This is a genomic window from Geotalea daltonii FRC-32, from assembly GCF_000022265.1.
In the GTDB taxonomy this organism is placed as follows: domain Bacteria; phylum Desulfobacterota; class Desulfuromonadia; order Geobacterales; family Geobacteraceae; genus Geotalea; species Geotalea daltonii.
In genome coordinates, this window is sequence record NC_011979.1 from 3860825 (window position 1) to 3877840 (window position 17016).

A 17016-nucleotide genomic window follows, 5' to 3' on the forward strand; every position below is an offset into this window, starting at 1 on the left:
CAGCCTAGCGCCTCTCACCGAACAACCGCTTCTCCAGCAGGTCACACAGGATATGGATAATGGTGATGTGCCCCTCCTGAACTCTGGGGGTATCGTCGCATGGGACCGTTATAGGAACGTCTACTATTTCGGCAATGGTTCCACCATCCCTGCCCAGAAGGCCGATGGTCCGGCAACCCAGTTCGTCGGCAACGAGAAGGGCTTTATACACATTCTTCGAAGTTCCGCTTGTGGAAATTCCCACTACCACATCTCCCGGTCTGGCAAGAGCTTCAATCTGGCGACTGAAGATATTTTCGAATCCATAGTCATTGCCGATGGCGGTTAGGATGGATGTATCGGTAGTAAGGGCAATGGCGGGAAGACCGCGACGTTCCATCTTGAAGCGGCCTACCAGCTCCGCCACCAAGTGCTGGGCATCCGCTGCAGACCCGCCATTTCCCATTACCAGCAATTTTTTGCCATTGCCAAGGGCATCGGCCAACAGCTCGACAACTGCCGCAATCTTTGGTGAAAGTTCCTGACCGATGGATTCCATCACCTTCTGATGGGAATGTATCTGGCTCTTAATCTCTTCTATCATCGCATCTCCTTATCCTGCTCTCCAGTTCGGCAAATGGCAGCAGAGGCGCTTCACCCGTATAGCTCATGCCGTCTATACCGGCTACGACAATTGTCTCGGGGGCCTCCGATAATATCCGGCTTATCATTTTCTGTACGGTTCCGGCAGTGTGGAAAAAGGGCACGGCATGGATGGTGATATTTTCATGCAAACTGCCATGGCCTGATTTCATCAGGAGCGTGTGCAGGTGGGACGGCACAATGAAGTGAAAAAGGCAGCCTTGCCGGGCAGCCGGCAGAAGAAGCTCGATCCGGCAACGAACCATCTCCGGATCAGTGCCCTTTGGCATCAGCAGACAATATGAGGAGTCCTGCCCCCACCTGACCCTGAATTCGGCAATGGTCTTCTGCAGATTTTCCCGACGCCTGGTCTCTGAGCCAAGTTGCACCTCCTCCTCATACTGGACGTCCGCGCCCGGCACAAGAAAAGTGAAAGATCCCGATCGACAGGCCCTGCGTGCATAGTCCCTGAGACACCAGGTGCCTCCGTCCATCCCCTCGTCAAAACCGCCGATGGCATCATAGAGACTCTTTCTGATGAGCATGGCGGCAAATGACCCCTGGGCAACTTCAATGGCGGCAATCTGCTTGCCCTTGACCTTCCCCCGCCCCTTCAGCACAAGACCAGGCACAATCAGCCCAGCGTCTTTCCTTTGCCGCGCAAATTCCAGCAGCGGCTCAAGCCAGCCCGGCCCAACCAAGGAAGTATTCTTCACTATGAACAGGTACTCCGCCTCCCCTTTTTCCAGTCCCCTGTTCAGGGCCTTCACCAGTCCCTGGTTCACGTCGTTTCGCAGGAGGAATGCCCGGTCATCAAGCCCTTCTGAAAATTCCTGCAGCAGCTTTTCCGTTTCCCGGTCACTGCCGTTGTCCACCATAATTAATCTGGCATTGGGAGAATGATTGAGGAGGTTGACAAGACAGTTACGTGTCTCAATCGGCCTGTTCCACACAGGCACAATGATGTCAATTGCCGGTTGAGTCATCACAGTTCCACATTTGATGTAAAGGTTGGGATAGTAAGAGGGTAGGACACGTTATCTCTGGTGGGAAAGGCAGGGGCCGGAATACCGAGCCCCTGCCGTTGCCTCTGTGTTTGGATCAAGAACTGATAGCCACGTTTCTCAGGAGGGCCAGTTCATCGAGCACCTTTCCCGAGCCAAGAACGACGCATGACAGCGGATCTTCGGCAGTAACCACCGGCAGCCCCGTTTCTTCCCTGAGCAAGCTGTCCAGGTTACGGAGCAAGGCACCGCCCCCGGCAAGAACAATTCCCTTGTCGACGATATCGGCCGCCAACTCGGGAGGAGTTCTTTCCAGGCAGATACGTACGGCATCGACGATGGCATTTACCGGTTCGGAAAGTGCCTCGCGAATCTCGTTGGAATTAATTTCGATGGTCTTGGGAATACCCGATACCAGGTCACGCCCCTTCACATCCATACTCCTCAGCTCGCTTCCCGCATAGGCCTCGCCAATGTCGATCTTGATGATCTCCGCCATCCGGTCGCCGATGAGCAGATTGTACTTGCGCTTTATATACTGGACGATTGCCTCGTCCATCTTGTCGCCGCCGACGCGCACCGATTTCGTGTAGACGATGCCTGCCAGGGAGATAACAGCCACCTCGGTTGTCCCCCCTCCGATGTCGACGATCATATTGCCGCTGGCTTCGGTAATGGGCAGGCCTGCACCGATGGCAGCGGCCATGGGTTCCTCGATAAGGTAAACTTCACGGGCGCCTGCAGATTCAGCAGATTCCTTGACTGCCCTTTTCTCGACCTGAGTAATACCGGACGGCACGCAGATGACAATTCGCGGACGGACCAGTGTCTTGCGATTGTGCACCTTGTGGATGAAGTAGCGGAGCATCTCTTCGGTTATGTCGAAGTCGGCGATAACTCCGTCCTTCATGGGACGGATGGCAGTGATACTACCCGGCGTACGTCCGAGCATCTTTTTCGCTTCCATTCCCACCGCCAGCGATTTCTGCTGGCCGTTGCTCATCTTCTGAACGGCTACAACCGAAGGCTCGCGTACCACAATCCCCTTCCCTTTCAGATAAACAAGGGTGTTGGCAGTGCCCAGATCGATAGCCAGGTCGTTTGAAAACATTCCCAGAAAGGAATCGAATATCTTTAACATTGAATAACTCCTTGGTTTTTAAATACTTAGTCGTTGACGCAAACTAAAGAACAATAACAAAAAGCCCCTCTTCATGCAAGAGAGAAAATCTCGTCTTTACACAATTTAAAAATGAACCGACTTTGATCAAAAACAAGGCCTCTGAAGTGAAAAACAATGCTCCTCCTCCGACAGTAGTGAGAGGTCGAACTCTCGTGAGAACCTCATGAATACAGCCATTCTCCTGTTGCTTTTGCAATTAAAGTATATTACTATTCGACCCGTTGCATAAGGCTTAAAGCTAATTTCCCCGAAAAGGAGTCCCACCGCAATGCTTGGTATAATGAGGAAATACAAACAATCCGTCCTTATCAAGATTGTTTTCTGCATCATCGTCTTATCCTTCGTCGGCACCATCTTTCTGGTATGGGGAAGAGGCGACGAAACCACTGGCGGGGATTTCGCCGCAAAGGTAAACGGAACCAAAATATCAATGGACGACTACCTGAAGAATTACGATCGGATGAAAAGCCTTTATCAACAGATCTACGGACAAGCCATGACGCCAGACCTGGAAAAGCAGCTGGGTATCCGCAAAATGGCCATTAACAGCCTGATCGACAATGCCCTGATCGTCAAGGAAGCAAAACGGATGGGCATAGCGGTAAACAAGGATGAAATAGCCAACGAGATAGCCAAGGTACCGGCCTTTCAAAAGGACGGTGTTTTCAACTTCGACCAGTATACCCAGATGCTCAAGGCTTACCGGATGACCCCTGCCAACTTCGAAGAGGGACAGGAGCAGGAAATGCTGGTGAAGAAAGCCAGGGAAAAGGTCAAGGAGCGGGCCACGGTCAGCGATCAGGACCTGCAGCAGGCTTTCAACAAGCAGAATGACAAGGTAGATCTTTCTTTCATTTCCTTTTCCCCCAGTGACGTCAAGAACGAAGTGAAAGTGACCGATCAGGATCTCACCACGTACCTGCAGGGACATGAGAAAGAATTCCAGACCCCGGAGAAGGTCAGCATTGCCTATGCCCTTGTAAGTCCTTCCCGCTTTTCCTCAAAGGCGACGGTAACCGATGAAGAGGCTGAAACCTACTACCGGAAAAACATCGACCGCTACCAGGGCAAAGGAGGCATCCTTCCCTTCGCTGAGGTGAAAGACCGGGCCAAGGCAGACGCCATTAAACAGAAGGGTACCAGGGAAGCCTACGAAACGGTAGCCGACACCATTAACAAAAACCTGAAAGGTGGTGACATAAAAGCCGCTGCCGCCAGTCTCGGTGTGAAAGTCGACGAGACCCCGCTCTTTACGGCAAAGACAGCCCCAGCACCACTGGCCGACGAAGGCGAGGTCATCAAAAGAGCATTCCTCCTCAAGCAGGGGGAACTTGGCGGACCGATCGAGACTGCCAAAGGAATTTACATCATCAAAGTCATGGAGAAAAAACCTGCTGCAGTACCCCCCCTGGCCGAGATCAAAGGTCAGCTCACCCAGAAGGTCACTGAAGAAAAGGCCCGAGAGCTGGCAAAGAAGAAGGCTGAAGAAGCACTTGCACAACTGGCCAAAGGGACCGGCACGGTGAAGACCCAGGAAACAGGAGCTTTTGCCTATGCCGCCAATGGCGTCATCCCCCGCATCGGTACCTCCCCCGATCTGATGGAAGCCGCCTTTAATCTAACCGCTGCAGCCCCCACACCGAAAAACACCTTCAAGGCCGGGGATCGCTGGTACGCGGTCAAACTCAAGCAGCGCATCGAGCTCAACCGTGCTGATTTCCAGAAGAACAAGGAACAGATCAGACAGACCCTGCTGCCGAAGAAGCAACAGGAGGCTTTGGACAACTGGATGAAAGAATTGAAAGCCAAGGCCAAAATACAAATTAATCCATCTATACTTTCTGATTAGCAATTTAAAGGAGTTAAAGATATGTCCAAACTTGTGTTGACTACAGACTTCCCCGACCTGAAACTTGCCGCACGGGGCAAGGTGCGTGATATCTACGATCTGGGCGAGACGCTCCTCATTGTCACCACCGACCGCATTTCCGCCTTCGATGTCATCATGAACGAAGGGATCCCGGACAAGGGATATGTCCTCACCCAGATCTCCGCCTTCTGGTTCAGGCAGATGGAGGACATTATCAAAAACCACATCATCTCCACCGAAGTGAAGGATTTCCCGTCGGCGTGCCAGAAGTATGCTGATATCCTGGAAGGCCGTTCCATGCTGGTGAAGAAGGCCAAGCCCCTACCCGCCGAGTGCATCGTTCGCGGTTATATCTCAGGCTCAGGCTGGAAGGATTACAAGGCCACCGGCTCCATCTGCGGCATCAAGCTGCCAGAAGGACTTAAAGAATCCGACCGGCTGCCCCAGCCTATCTTCACCCCTTCGACCAAGGCAGAGCTGGGTACCCATGACGAAAACATTTCCTTCGAGAAAATGGTGGAGCTGTGCGGAAAAGAAACCGCCGAAAAAGTCAGGGATGTAACCCTGAAGATCTATATGAAAGCCCGCGACATCGCCGACACCAAGGGTATCATCATCGCCGACACCAAATTTGAATACGGCATTTACAACGGAGAACTGATCATCATCGACGAGTGCATGACACCGGACTCCAGCCGTTTCTGGCCAAAGGACAGTTACCATCCCGGCGGGCCGCAACCCAGCTTCGACAAGCAGTTCCTGCGGGACTACCTGGAAACCCTGGACTGGAACAAATCAGCCCCTGCTCCGCCACTGCCTGAAGAGATTGTCAGAAAGACAGGCGAAAAATACATGGAGGCGCTGGTAAAGCTTACGGGAAAAGGAAAGTAGTAAAAAAGCCCCGATCGGAAACGGTCGGGGCTTTTTTATGCAGAAAATGACAGAAAATCACTCCAGCTCGACCAGAAGGCTCTCAAGCTCATCAGCAGTTGTTACTGGTGGCCGACAGGCCCCACTTGCGCATATATATGCTGCTGCGCCAACTGCCGGCGCCTCCATTGTCCCTGCCCCCGCATCACCGTCTTCGGCATGCCTTAGAACCAGCCCCGCAATGAAATGTCTGTTTACGGTGGCAAGCAACGCCCTGATTTCGGCCCCTTCCCTTGCCCCAGCCAGTGTTATCTCTATTTTTTCCGCGTGCTGGTAGTCATGGGCCATTATGAGTTGCAGGTAGCCGGCGGGCTGTTGCAGGGCGTTGCCGAGAAATGCCCCCACGCCATGTTCTCCCGCTGTTTCCAAAGAATCATCCTTGAGTATTTTCCCCAGGCGCAGCAGATTCATGGCGGCTATTGAATTGCCGGAAGGCATGGCCCCGTCATAAGCGTTCTTCTGCCGGATCAGGACCTCCTCCGCGTCCATGCCGTTGTCGTAAAACCCTCCGCCCGGCGCAGAGAAAAGCCTGATCATATCCCTGGCCAGCCGCAATGCTTGGAACAGGTATCCCTGATGAAGAGAAACCTGGTAGAGCTCCAGCAATCCCCAGCCGAGAAAGGCGTAATCTTCAAGAAAGGCAGGGATTTTCGCCTGCCCCAGGTGATAACTTCTTGACAGACGCCCTTCTTTGGTCTGGAGCTTCTCCAGGATAATTGTAACCGCACTTTCAGCGGCCCTCAAATAGGTTTCATCCCCGGTCACCCCGTATCCCTTGGCCAGGGCAGCTATCAACAGTCCATTCCATGCCGTCAGCACCTTGGCATCCCTGAGCGGCCGAACCCGTTTTTGCCGAACGGTTAGCAGCTTCGCCCGCCATTTTATCAGTTCACCTTTGAATGACTCGGCAATCAGCCCCTCACGATCAGCGAAAGATGCAATGGAAACCGGCAGATGAAGGATGTTTTTGCCTTCGAAGTTACCTTTTTCCGTTATGTCGAAAAGCCGGCAAAATAGCCGTGCAGCCTCTTCTCCCAGAACTTCTTTAACCTCGGCAGCGGCCCAGAGGTAGAATTTCCCCTCTTGACCCTCTGTGTCTGCATCCTGAGCGGAACAAAATCCCCCATCGATACCGGTCATCTCAACCAGACAGTAGTTCAGTATTTCCCGCACCACTTCGCGATAATAATTCTTGCCTGTCGCCTGGAAAGCCTCGGCAAAGGCAATGGCAACAAGGGCTTGGTCATAAAGCATCTTCTCGAAGTGGGGCACCAGCCATTGCCGATCCACCGAATATCTGTGGATGCCGAATCCCAGCTGGTCATAGATGCCTCCCTGCCGCATCCTGGTCAGCGTATGTTCGGCCATCTGCAGCGCCTCAGGTCGGCCAGCCTTCCAGCAGCGGAGAAGGAAAGAAATATAGTGGGGCATGGGAAATTTCGGGGCCTGGCCAAATCCTCCCCAATCATCGTCATACATGGCAGCCAGCTGATTGAAGGCTGCCTCTTCAAGTTCTCCACCTGCATAGGCTGGTTCAGTCCGGTTCAGCCGCTCAAGCGATGCCATTATGGTACTGCAACTTTCCTCCACCTTATCCCGCTCCCTCTGCCAGAACCGTGAAATCCTCTCCAGCAGGTCAATGATACCGGGCACCCCCATCCGCCTTTCCTTCGGCAGATACGTGGCGGCAAAGAAGGGTTTTTTATCCGGTGTCAGGAGAACATTGAGGGGCCAGCCGCCGCTGCCTGATATCATCTGTGCCACCGCCATAAACTGGTCGTCTATATCCGGCCTTTCCTCCCGATCTACCTTGATGGCCACAAAGGAATCGTTCAGCGCCTTGGCCACCTCACGGTCTTCGAATGATTCATGGGCCATGACGTGGCACCAGTGGCAGGTGGCGTAGCCTATGGAAAGAAAAATCGGTTTATCTTCAGCCCTTGCCTTGGCAAAGGCTTCTTCTCCCCACTGAAACCAGTCGACCGGGTTTTCCGCATGTTGCAACAGGTAAGGACTGTCGGCAAAAATGAGCCGGTTGAAATCCGCGCCGCCATCGGCCGGAATACGACTTTTATCCAGGGATGCAAGTCTATGCAGTTTTTCGTTCTCGTCGTGAAATCCCCCATGCGCAGCCATATCAGCTCCATTGACAAAAGTTGCGGATTTTTGGTTTTTAGATTATTGTACCACCGCCCAATATAGTTACCCTAGGAGTCTGTCGGATTTAGAATGAATCGGCTGCGAAAATGGCAAATCGGTCCGGATCTCCGTAAATTTTCGACAAATAGGTCCACTATTTGCTCTCAAATTTCCAAATATCCGTCCTCGATTTTCCATTCTTTCGCTTCGATCCCTAAATCCGACAGACTCCTAGTTGTCGATCAAAACATCTGTGGAGTCCAAACCAATGCCTGTACTTCTCTTTGCGTTCCTGCTGTCAATAGTTGCTGCCCTACCATCGCTGGCAACAGAACTAGTTGTCGGCAAGTTCAGCGCCGAGGATCTGGGAGAGTGGACTGAGAAATCTTTTCGGGGAAAAACCGAATACTCACTGACAAAGGACGAAGGCAAAAGCGTACTCATGGCACATAGTGTCAAGGCCGGCTCCGGGCTGGTAAAGAAGGTTTCCATCGATGCACGAAAATTTCCTGTTTTGCGCTGGTCGTGGAAAGTCGACCACACCTTGAAGAAGGAAGATATCAGAAAGAAAAAAGGGGATGATTTCGCAGCTCGAGTCTATGTGGTTTTTCCACGTACCTTCTTCTGGCGGATGCGGGCCATCAACTATGTCTGGGCATCTAAAATGGCCAAGGATTCCCATGCACGGAGCCCCTACACCTCGAACTCAGTAATTATTGCCGTTGAATCCGGGGATGAGAACATAAAGAAATGGGTCACTGAAGAACGGAATGTCTACGAAGATTACAGGAAGGTTTTCGGCGAGGAGCCGCCGCTTTTGGGAGGGGTAGCCATAATGACCGACACCGACGACACCCAGGATGAAGCGACCGCTTATTACGGAGATATCTTTTTCGAAGGGAAGTTGCAGGGCGCACAGGAAAACGTGCGCCCCTGAGGCTGCTTTATCCGATTATCTTTGCCAGACGGCTCCGCTGTTTCTCCAGTCGGTGTTGTCCCTCTTCGATAACCTTCAGAAGCTCTTTCTTTGTCTGGTGCGCCATGTCGGGTGCCTTGTCAAGGATCTCTTCAGCCTTGTCACCGACCGTTTCCACAATGTCCGAGACATGGGCGGAGAATTCATGCACTACCCCTTCCGCTTTCTGCCGGGCCTTTTTCACACAGCGCACCAGATCGCGTCGGGTCCTCTTGCCGGACTGGGGAGCAAAGAGAAGAGCCGCCCCCGCCCCGATAATTCCCCCTGCCATAAGCAGCAGCGCCCCAACCAGTACGTCGTTGTTCCTCTCTTCCATTTGCAGCCTCCCCGTAATTTTCTCAAAATGTATTATACCGCGCTTCGGGCAAAATCCCACAGCTCGGTAAATATATAACAGGATGATGAAGGGTTATGGGGTCAATGACGCATCTCTTCTTTCAGCCCCTCAACAACGGCTTTCACCTCGGCGATCATTTCCGCTGCCTGGGGCGATTTCTCCTTCTTCAGGTAAAGCTCAAAGTATTTGGTTGCCTCGGCGAGACGCTCCTGGTCAATGCAGATATTGCCAAGGGTGAGATAAGACATGGTGAAATTGGGATCAAGCCTCACCGCTTCCAGGGTCTCCTTTTCAGCTGATTCCAGATCACCCAGATCATAAAACAGGTCTCCCAGGTTGAAACGTGCTGCGGCATCGTTGGGGTCCAGGGCAATCCCTTTGCGGTAGGCTTCAATTGCCTGGTCATTGTTGCCAAGGCCGTAATAAAGGTCGCCAAGGGCATTCAGAGCAAACACATTGTGCGGATCTAACTCCAGCGCCTTGTTAAAGGCCTGCAGCGCATCATCTGCCCGTTCCAGGCTGTTATAAACAAGCCCCAGGCTCACGTAACCATCAGCCTCCGCTGGACGCAGTTCTATTACTTTTTTGTAAGCAGCAATCGCTTCTTTATGCTGCCCGCTCTCGAAGAGGATATCACCCAGTGAAGTCCACGCCTCAATATCTTCCGGTGCGCGCTTCAACCCTGCTTTAATCGATTCTATGGCCTCTGCCTGTTTTCCGGTCTCGGCAAGTGCCTCGCCAAGGTAAAAATAGCCCTCGGCATTATCCGGTTCGACCTCGGTGCATGCTTTGAATTCCACCGAGGCTTTTCCGTATTCTCCAGCCTCCAGTAAGGAAATGCCCTGAGCCAGACGCTCATCGAAATTTGTCGTCATTTATTCCTCCAGTCTGTGTCAGTTTCAGTCTCAGGAAAACCATACATGGCTTCCGGGAGGAAACTATATCAAAAACTTCCAATGATTGCTACAGCAACCATCTGCCAGCCCATTAAAGTTTACCCTTTCCTTTTCCGTTGACTGTTCTATAATTAGAATATTTTTGAGCAAAGGCTGCCATTATGGGCGACGAGCGCCACGAAACTCTGGGACTACGCACGCTGGAAGATATCAGCGGCCTGATCCTCCATTCCCATGATCTGCAGGAGACCTTGGACAACATCGTCAACCTTGTTGCCAAACGGGTCGGTTCGGACGTCTGTTCCATCTATCTTCTGGAAGATGACGGAGAAACCCTGCGACTCAAGGCTACCAAAGGTCTGTCCCGTGGTTCGGTAGGCAAAATCACCATGAAGACCTCAGAGGGTCTTACCGGCCTGGCTGTTGAGGATCGCAGCATAATTGCCACCGATAATGCCCCCCTTCACCCCCGATACAAATATTTCCGTGAAACGAGGGAAGAAAAGTTCCTTTCTTTCCTTGGTGTGCCGTTATTCGAGCGCAAAACTCCAGTTGGCGTACTGGTTGTCCAGACTCGCGAGGCCCGCGTCTTTACCCCTGCCGAAATAAGCACTATTTCAACCATTGCCTATCAGATCAGCAGCATTGTCATAAATGCAAAGCTCCTGGACTCCATTCACCAAAAGGAAAAGGAACGCGCTTTCTTCGCCAGCGAACTGGAAAAAATGAAAGCCAGTGAAATCAAAGGAAGGGTTCACCCCGAACAGGAGAAAAAGCGAAAACTGGCTTCCCTGATTGGCACCCCGGTTTCGCCAGGCTTTGCCTGGGGTAAGATCTACATTTTCAGCCGAAACGAAAACGACGGCATCGACATGGAGCACGCCGCCTCCCGCCCGGAAGAACGGAAACGGTTCCAGATTGCCCTGGAAAAAGCGAAAATCCAGACATTATATATGGAGAAGCGTGTTGCCGAGGTTATGTCCAAGGAAGACGCCGCGATATTTCACAGCCACCTTATGTTTCTGGAGGATCGTGGCTTCATCACCAAGATCACCGATTCCATCGATAATGGATACAGTGCCGGACAAGCCATAAGGGAAGTGGTCGACTACTACGTCAACGCCTTTGCCAAGATGGAGGATCCCTATCTGCGCGAGCGTTCAGCGGATATGGAAGACATCGGCCGGCGGCTGCTCGGTGCCCTCAACGGCAACAGCAGCTCCAGAAAAAAATTCCGCGAAAAAAGAATCATTGTTGCCGACGACATTCTCCCTTCGGATATGGCAACCATGGATCATGAAAAAGTGCTCGGCATAGTGACGGAGAGAGGGAATGCCGGATCCCATGCGGCCATCATGGCAAAATCTCTCGGCATTCCTGCCGTCGTCGGCATTGACGGGTTGATGAAGCAGATTTCGCCCCGCAACGAGGTAATCGTCGACGGCACTTCCGGCCATCTCTACATCAATCCCGATCAAAGGATAAAGGAGGAATACGAAAGGCTGCAGAGGGACTTCAGCCTGAAACAGCGGGAACTGGAAGGGCTGCGCGATCTGCCGGCTGAAACCGTCGACGGCAGCCGTGTCTTCCTTCGAGCCAACATCGGCCTGCTCAATGATGTGAAAGTTGCCCAGGCGAGTGGGGCCGAAGGGGTCGGGCTGTACCGTACCGAATTTCCCTACATGACCCGCAAGACTTTTCCCAACAGAATAGAGCAGTACAACCTTTACCGTAAAATAGTCGAGGGTTTTCCCAGTCACCCGGTAACCATTCGCACGCTGGATATCGGCGGCGATAAGGGGCTCTCCTATTTCCCCTTTCCCAAAGAAGACAATCCATTCATGGGCTGGCGTTCCATCAGGGTATCCCTCGAAGAAGAGGACATTTTCCGTGAACAACTGGCTGCAATTCTCATGGCATCCGTTCACGGCAAAATCACGGTAATGTTCCCTATGATTTCCAGTGTCGAGGAAATCAGGACCGTGAAACGGATCCTTGAAGAAGTAAAAGATGAGCTCACGGCAGACAAGAAACCATTTAACCCAACCATTCCACTCGGAGTGATGGTTGAAATACCGGCTGCGGTCCAGATAGCCCACCTGCTTATTCGGGAGGTGGATTTCTTCAGCATCGGCACCAATGACCTTATCCAGTATACCCTGGCTGCCGACCGCAATAATCCAAAGGTAAAACAATACTACGACCCCTACCATCCGGCCATACTGCACTCCATAAAACGTGTGGCCGACGTGGCAGGGGCTGCAGGGAAAAAAGTCTCAATCTGCGGAGAAATGGCTGCAGACCCCATCAACGCCATCCTCCTTCTCGGGATGGGGATATCTGACTTCAGCCTGACAGCTCCGTACATCCCCCTGATAAAACAGGCGATATTGAAAATTACCATGGCAGAAGCCAGAGAAATCTCAGCAGCAGCACTGCAAATGGAAAGCAGCGCCGACATTCGTGAATACCTGGCCAAAGCCAAAGCTGCCTTGAAGCTGTAGCCGCAACACACCCTCCATCAGATTAAAAGCATCTCAGTGTTATCACATCTCTATTACGCGTTTTACCTGAACAAAGAAAGCTGGTCAATGATTGTTGGCGCTGGTGCCAATGCCTGAGGACATTAGTTTGCATGTGGAATAAAATATGCAGATTAAGGATGTATTAATAATTCATATTAATATTAATATGTCTGGTGGCGGAGGAACAGCCATGGAAAAGGTATTGATCGGTTTGGTTGCATTTTTGCTGATTTCGGCGTGCGGATACAACAATCTTAAGGCAAAAGAGGAGCAAACCAACAGAGCCTGGAATGATCTTGGCTTCTCGTGCCGCCAGCGAGTAGAACTTGCTGCTGTCTATATCGAAGCTTTGCAAAGGCACATTTCACCGCAAAACGACGTTGTGCAACAGGCAGAAAAGACCGTAAAAAAGGCTGCCCGCGAGGGATGTCCAATAACCCCGCCGGAAACCTCAGAAAGATTGCTGAAATTCCGTCAGGTCCAGACAGAGCTGTCTGAGACACTGACCCGGCTACATATATTCTCCAGCAGCCAGCCTTCCCTTTTGCAGGACGACAGCTACCTTGCCATACAAAAACGAATGGAAAAGGCAGAAAGTCGATTGAATGAAGCTATAGCCGATTACAACTTCGCCAGCCATGATTTTAATATCAGCAAGAGAAGTTTTCCCCACTCAATGACCAATGCTTTGTTATTGAGATACAGGGATAAGGAACCGTTCGTCGCGGGAGAGGATGTAAAACTGCTCGGCAGGCTGGACTCGTAGGCGGGCTGAAGTAGAAAGGGCATGTAAGGCTGATGAAAAAGCCCCAGGTGCAAGGCGCCCGAAACCTGAGAAGTGAGGCGTACTTAACGGTACGCCGCAGCGACGAATTGATAAGGGCAACGCCGCAGATGGGGCTTTTTCATCAGACTCAAGGGGGGCGGCTGGTTAGCCCCCCTTCTTTTTTATGCCAAGACAATCAGCAGGTCATCCTTCTCTATTTTGTCCCCTTCCTTGAATTTAACCTGAGCTATTTTGCCGTCTTCCTTGGCCTTGACATTGGTCTCCATTTTCATGGCCTCGGTCACCATAAGGACATCGCCAGCAGAAACCCCATCGCCCGATTTGACATTGACCTTCAGAACCTTGCCCGGCATAGGCGCCCCAATGTGCAGGCTGTTCCCTTTATCGGCCTTTTCCCTGCTGACCTCATCGGTTATTGCCGTCTGATCGCGCACTGTAACCTGGCGGGCATCGCCGTTCAGTTCAAAGAAAATATGGCGGGTGCCGTCCGGGTGAACACGACCGATGGCATTGAGCTTGATGATAAGGGTCTTGCCAGGCTCGATATCAATGGCGGTCTCCTGGCCCGGTTCGAGACCATAGAAAAAGATCGGCGTAGGGATGACTGAAGTATCCGAGTACTCCTGACGATGCTTGTCGAACTCGGGAAAAACGTGGGGATAAAGAATGTACGATATAAGCCCCTTATCGTCAACCGGGCGGCCCACTTTTGCCTCAGCCTTGAGCCGCTCCTCGTCAAAGTCAGCCGGCTCGATCAATTCGCCCGGCCTGCAGGTGATCGGTTCTTCTCCCTTAAGGATGATGCGCTGCAATTCCCGGGGAAAGCCCTGGTAGGGCTGACCGATCATCCCCTTGAACATTCCCACCACCGACTCGGGGAAGGTAAGATCGTCCCCCTTGATATAGACATCATCAACATCCATGTTGTTTTTGACCAGGAACATGGCCATGTCCCCGACTACTTTCGACGACGGAGTAACCTTGACGATATCGCCGAAGAGCAGATTCACCCGGTGGTACATCTCTTTGCACTCTTCCCAGCGGTCGAGCAGCCCCAGACCAGCCACCTGGGGTTTATAATTTGAATATTGCCCCCCCGGTATCTCGTGGTGATAAACCTCGGCAGTGCCGCTTTTCAACCCAGATTCAAAGGGGGCATAATAATCCCGCACCGTTTCCCAATAATTGGCAAGCTTCTGCAGGTTTTCCTCATTGAGGCCGGTATCCCACTCACTCCCTTTCAGGGCAGCCACCAGCGCATTGAGATTGGGTTGTGAGGTCAAACCGGAGATGGAGGAAAGTGCGGCATCCACGATGTCGACGCCTGCCTGGCAGGCCATGAGGAGCATCGCGCCACCGTTGCCTGAGGTATCATGGGTATGGAGGTGGATCGGTATGCCAACCTCCGATTTAAGGGCTTTGATCAGCCGGGAAGCAGCCAGCGGCTTGAGAAGCCCCGCCATGTCCTTGATGGCAAGAATATGGGCGCCCATCTTCTCCAGCTCTTTAGCCATGCCCACGTAATATTCCAGCGGATATTTGTCCCTTTTGGGGTCATTGATGTCACCGGTGTAGCAGATGGCAGCTTCGCAGATTTTCCCTTGCTTGCGCACCGCCTCCATTGCGACCTTCATGCCGGTGGTCCAGTTGAGGGAGTCGAAAACGCGGAAGATGTCTATGCCTGAATGGGCTGCTTCCTCGACGAAGCGCTCCACCACATTATCGGCATAGTTGGTATAGCCTACGGCATTGGACCCCCTGAGCAACATCTGGAAAAGGACGTTGGGAATGGCCTCCGACAGTTTGTGCAGCCGCTGCCATGGGCACTCCTTGAGGAAACGCATGGAGACGTCAAAGGTAGCCCCCCCCCACATCTCCAGAGAGAAGAGATCGGCAGCCAGATGGGAGGTAGGCTCGGCGATTTTCAACAGGTCATAGGTCCTTACCCTTGTGGCCAGCAGTGACTGATGGGCATCGCGCATGGTGGTGTCGGTAATGAGGACCTTCTTCTGCTCCAGTATCCACTTGGCCAGGCCATCAGCCCCCTTCTCCATGAATATGTCGCGGGTGCCGGCCGGCCTGGGCTTGGTGAAATCCACATCCGGAACCGTTGCCTCCAGGAGCTCCGAAGATTTCAGCGGCTTGATGATGCCCGGGGAGCCGTTGACAATGACATCGCCGATAAAATTGAGCACCTTGGTGGCGCGGTCTTTCTTTTCCCGCAATTGCAGCAGCTCGGGATGCTTTTCGATAAACGAGGTGTCGCATTTGCCGTTGAGGAAAACCGGATGGGTAACGACATTCTCCAGGAAAGAGATATTGGTCTTGACTCCCCGGATACGGAACTCTTGCAGGGAACGGTGCATGATGCGGGCAGCTTCATCGAAGGTAAGCCCCCAGGCGCTGACCTTGACCAGCAGCGAGTCGTAATGGGGGGTGATCTGCGCACCGGTAAAGGCATTGCCGGCGTCAAGGCGCACTCCGAAGCCCGCCGACGAGCGGTAAGCCTTGAGAATGCCGAAATCGGGGGCGAAATTGTTGGCGGGATCTTCGGTGGTAATCCTGCACTGCAAGGCATATCCCCACATCTTGACGGCATCCTGATTGGGGATATTGATTTCCGGGTCGGACAGGGGCTTGCCTTCGGCTACCAAGATCTGGGTCTGCACCAGGTTGCGGCCGGTGATCATTTCAGTGACGGTGTGTTCCACCTGGATGCGCGGGTTCATCTCGATAAAATAGAAGTTCCCCTCCTGGTCCAGCAGGAACTCCACCGTACCCGCATTCCGGTACCCCACATGGCCGGCAATTTTCAGGGCTGCGCTGCATAACTCCTCACGCATCTCGGGAGTAATGCAAAGGGATGGAGCAAATTCCACCACCTTTTGATGACGGCGCTGGATTGAACAATCCCTCTCGAAGAAATGCACCAGATTGCCATGGCTGTCACCGAGAACCTGGACCTCGATGTGTTTGGGATTTTCCAGGTAACGCTCCAGGAAGACGGCAGGATTGCCAAAGGAAGCCTGTGCTTCGCTGCGGGCAGCGGCTAGCCCTTCAATGAGTTCCTTGCGGTTGTTTGCCACCCGCATCCCCCGGCCACCACCACCGGCAGCAGCCTTGATAATGATGGGATAGCCATAGTTCTTGGCGAAGATAAGGGCATCCTCTTCGTGCTCCACAGGCTCTTCGGTACCGGGAACGACAGGTACGCCGGCCTCCATGGCAACCTTGCGGGCAGCTACCTTGTCTCCCAACCGCCGCTGCATTTCAGCAGTGGGACCGATAAAGGTAATTCCTGCAGCTTCGCATTTCTCCGCAAACTCCGCATTTTCGGAGAGGAAACCGTAACCGGGATGAATAGCATCCACATCCCTTTTCAGAGCGAGGGCAATTATTTCGTCTATACCCAGATAGGCGTCTATGGGACTTTTGCCTTTACCGATCAAATATGCCTCGTCAGCCTTGTATCGGTGCAGAGACAGCTTGTCTTCTTCTGAATAGATCGCTACAGTGCCAATACCCAGCTCGGTGCAGGCGCGAAATATCCTGATGGCTATCTCACCGCGGTTAGCAGCCATAATCTTTCTGAATTTGCGTTGTGCCATTAGTGCCTCCAGACTTAACTATTTTACCGAAAATAAAACAAATAAACTATAGATAAATATTTATTGGTACTAAAATTCTTTAGTTTTTCTAGATATTTAGCTTACACCAAACGAAGTAACAATAAAACCAGAATCATATT

General features: G+C 52.3%; 12 protein-coding genes. 5 read left to right on the plus strand and 7 right to left on the minus strand.

Translation table 11 applies throughout. The features are described 5' to 3' along the window. Positions 1–4: 4 nt before the first annotated feature. The 3 genes from gmhA to GEOB_RS17330 form a co-directional block, all read right to left on the minus strand. On the minus strand, positions 5–583 hold the full coding sequence (gene gmhA, locus GEOB_RS17320) for a D-sedoheptulose 7-phosphate isomerase (protein WP_012648554.1): 579 nt from the start codon (positions 581–583) through the stop codon (positions 5–7). Further along, complete coding sequence (locus GEOB_RS17325) at positions 567–1607, minus strand: glycosyltransferase family 2 protein (RefSeq protein ID WP_012648555.1); 1041 nt, start codon at positions 1605–1607, stop codon at positions 567–569. The genes gmhA and GEOB_RS17325 overlap by 17 nt, the downstream gene beginning before the upstream one ends. Before the next feature lie 115 nt (positions 1608–1722). After that, positions 1723–2766, minus strand: coding sequence for a rod shape-determining protein (locus tag GEOB_RS17330; protein ID WP_012648556.1), 1044 nt, complete (start codon positions 2764–2766; stop codon positions 1723–1725). A 310-nt stretch (positions 2767–3076) separates the two neighbouring features. Here GEOB_RS17330 and GEOB_RS17335 point away from each other — a divergent pair, with 310 nt between their 5' ends. Both GEOB_RS17335 and GEOB_RS17340 read left to right on the plus strand, forming a co-directional pair. After that, positions 3077–4657: a peptidylprolyl isomerase gene (locus tag GEOB_RS17335; RefSeq protein ID WP_012648557.1), complete on the plus strand. Its 1581-nt coding sequence runs from the start codon at positions 3077–3079 to the stop codon at positions 4655–4657. A gap of 21 nt (positions 4658–4678) precedes the next feature. After that, positions 4679–5569 (plus strand): phosphoribosylaminoimidazolesuccinocarboxamide synthase, encoded by an 891-nt coding sequence (locus GEOB_RS17340; RefSeq protein WP_012648558.1) that lies wholly within the window; start codon positions 4679–4681, stop codon positions 5567–5569. Between the two features lie 57 nt (positions 5570–5626). Here GEOB_RS17340 and GEOB_RS17345 read toward each other — a convergent pair whose 3' ends face one another. Continuing rightward, positions 5627–7744 (minus strand): thioredoxin domain-containing protein, encoded by a 2118-nt coding sequence (locus GEOB_RS17345; protein ID WP_012648559.1) that lies wholly within the window; start codon positions 7742–7744, stop codon positions 5627–5629. Positions 7745–8015: 271 nt separating this feature from the next. Between GEOB_RS17345 and GEOB_RS17350 the strand changes: the two genes are divergently transcribed. Further along, positions 8016–8684: a DUF3047 domain-containing protein gene (locus tag GEOB_RS17350; protein WP_012648560.1), complete on the plus strand. Its 669-nt coding sequence runs from the start codon at positions 8016–8018 to the stop codon at positions 8682–8684. 7 nt (positions 8685–8691) lie between these two features. Here GEOB_RS17350 and GEOB_RS17355 read toward each other — a convergent pair whose 3' ends face one another. Together GEOB_RS17355 and GEOB_RS17360 are read right to left on the minus strand one after the other, a co-directional pair. After that, entirely contained in the window at positions 8692–9039 is a 348-nt protein-coding gene (locus GEOB_RS17355; protein WP_012648561.1) for a YtxH domain-containing protein, read from the minus strand. Positions 9040–9140: 101 nt separating this feature from the next. Then, positions 9141–9935 carry a tetratricopeptide repeat protein gene (locus GEOB_RS17360; protein ID WP_012648562.1) on the minus strand — a complete coding sequence of 265 codons (795 nt, stop codon included), beginning with the start codon at positions 9933–9935 and terminating at the stop codon, positions 9141–9143. 182 nt (positions 9936–10117) lie between these two features. Between GEOB_RS17360 and ptsP the strand changes: the two genes are divergently transcribed. Together ptsP and GEOB_RS17370 are read left to right on the plus strand one after the other, a co-directional pair. Further along, positions 10118–12460: a phosphoenolpyruvate--protein phosphotransferase gene (ptsP, locus tag GEOB_RS17365; RefSeq protein ID WP_012648563.1), complete on the plus strand. Its 2343-nt coding sequence runs from the start codon at positions 10118–10120 to the stop codon at positions 12458–12460. A gap of 145 nt (positions 12461–12605) precedes the next feature. Next, positions 12606–13247, plus strand: coding sequence for a LemA family protein (locus GEOB_RS17370; protein ID WP_230198978.1), 642 nt, complete (start codon positions 12606–12608; stop codon positions 13245–13247). A 182-nt stretch (positions 13248–13429) separates the two neighbouring features. Here GEOB_RS17370 and GEOB_RS17375 read toward each other — a convergent pair whose 3' ends face one another. Then, the gene (locus GEOB_RS17375; protein ID WP_012648565.1) at positions 13430–16876 is read right to left on the minus strand and encodes a pyruvate carboxylase; all 3447 of its coding nucleotides are present in this window, start codon (positions 16874–16876) and stop codon (positions 13430–13432) included. Positions 16877–17016 lie beyond the last annotated feature (140 nt).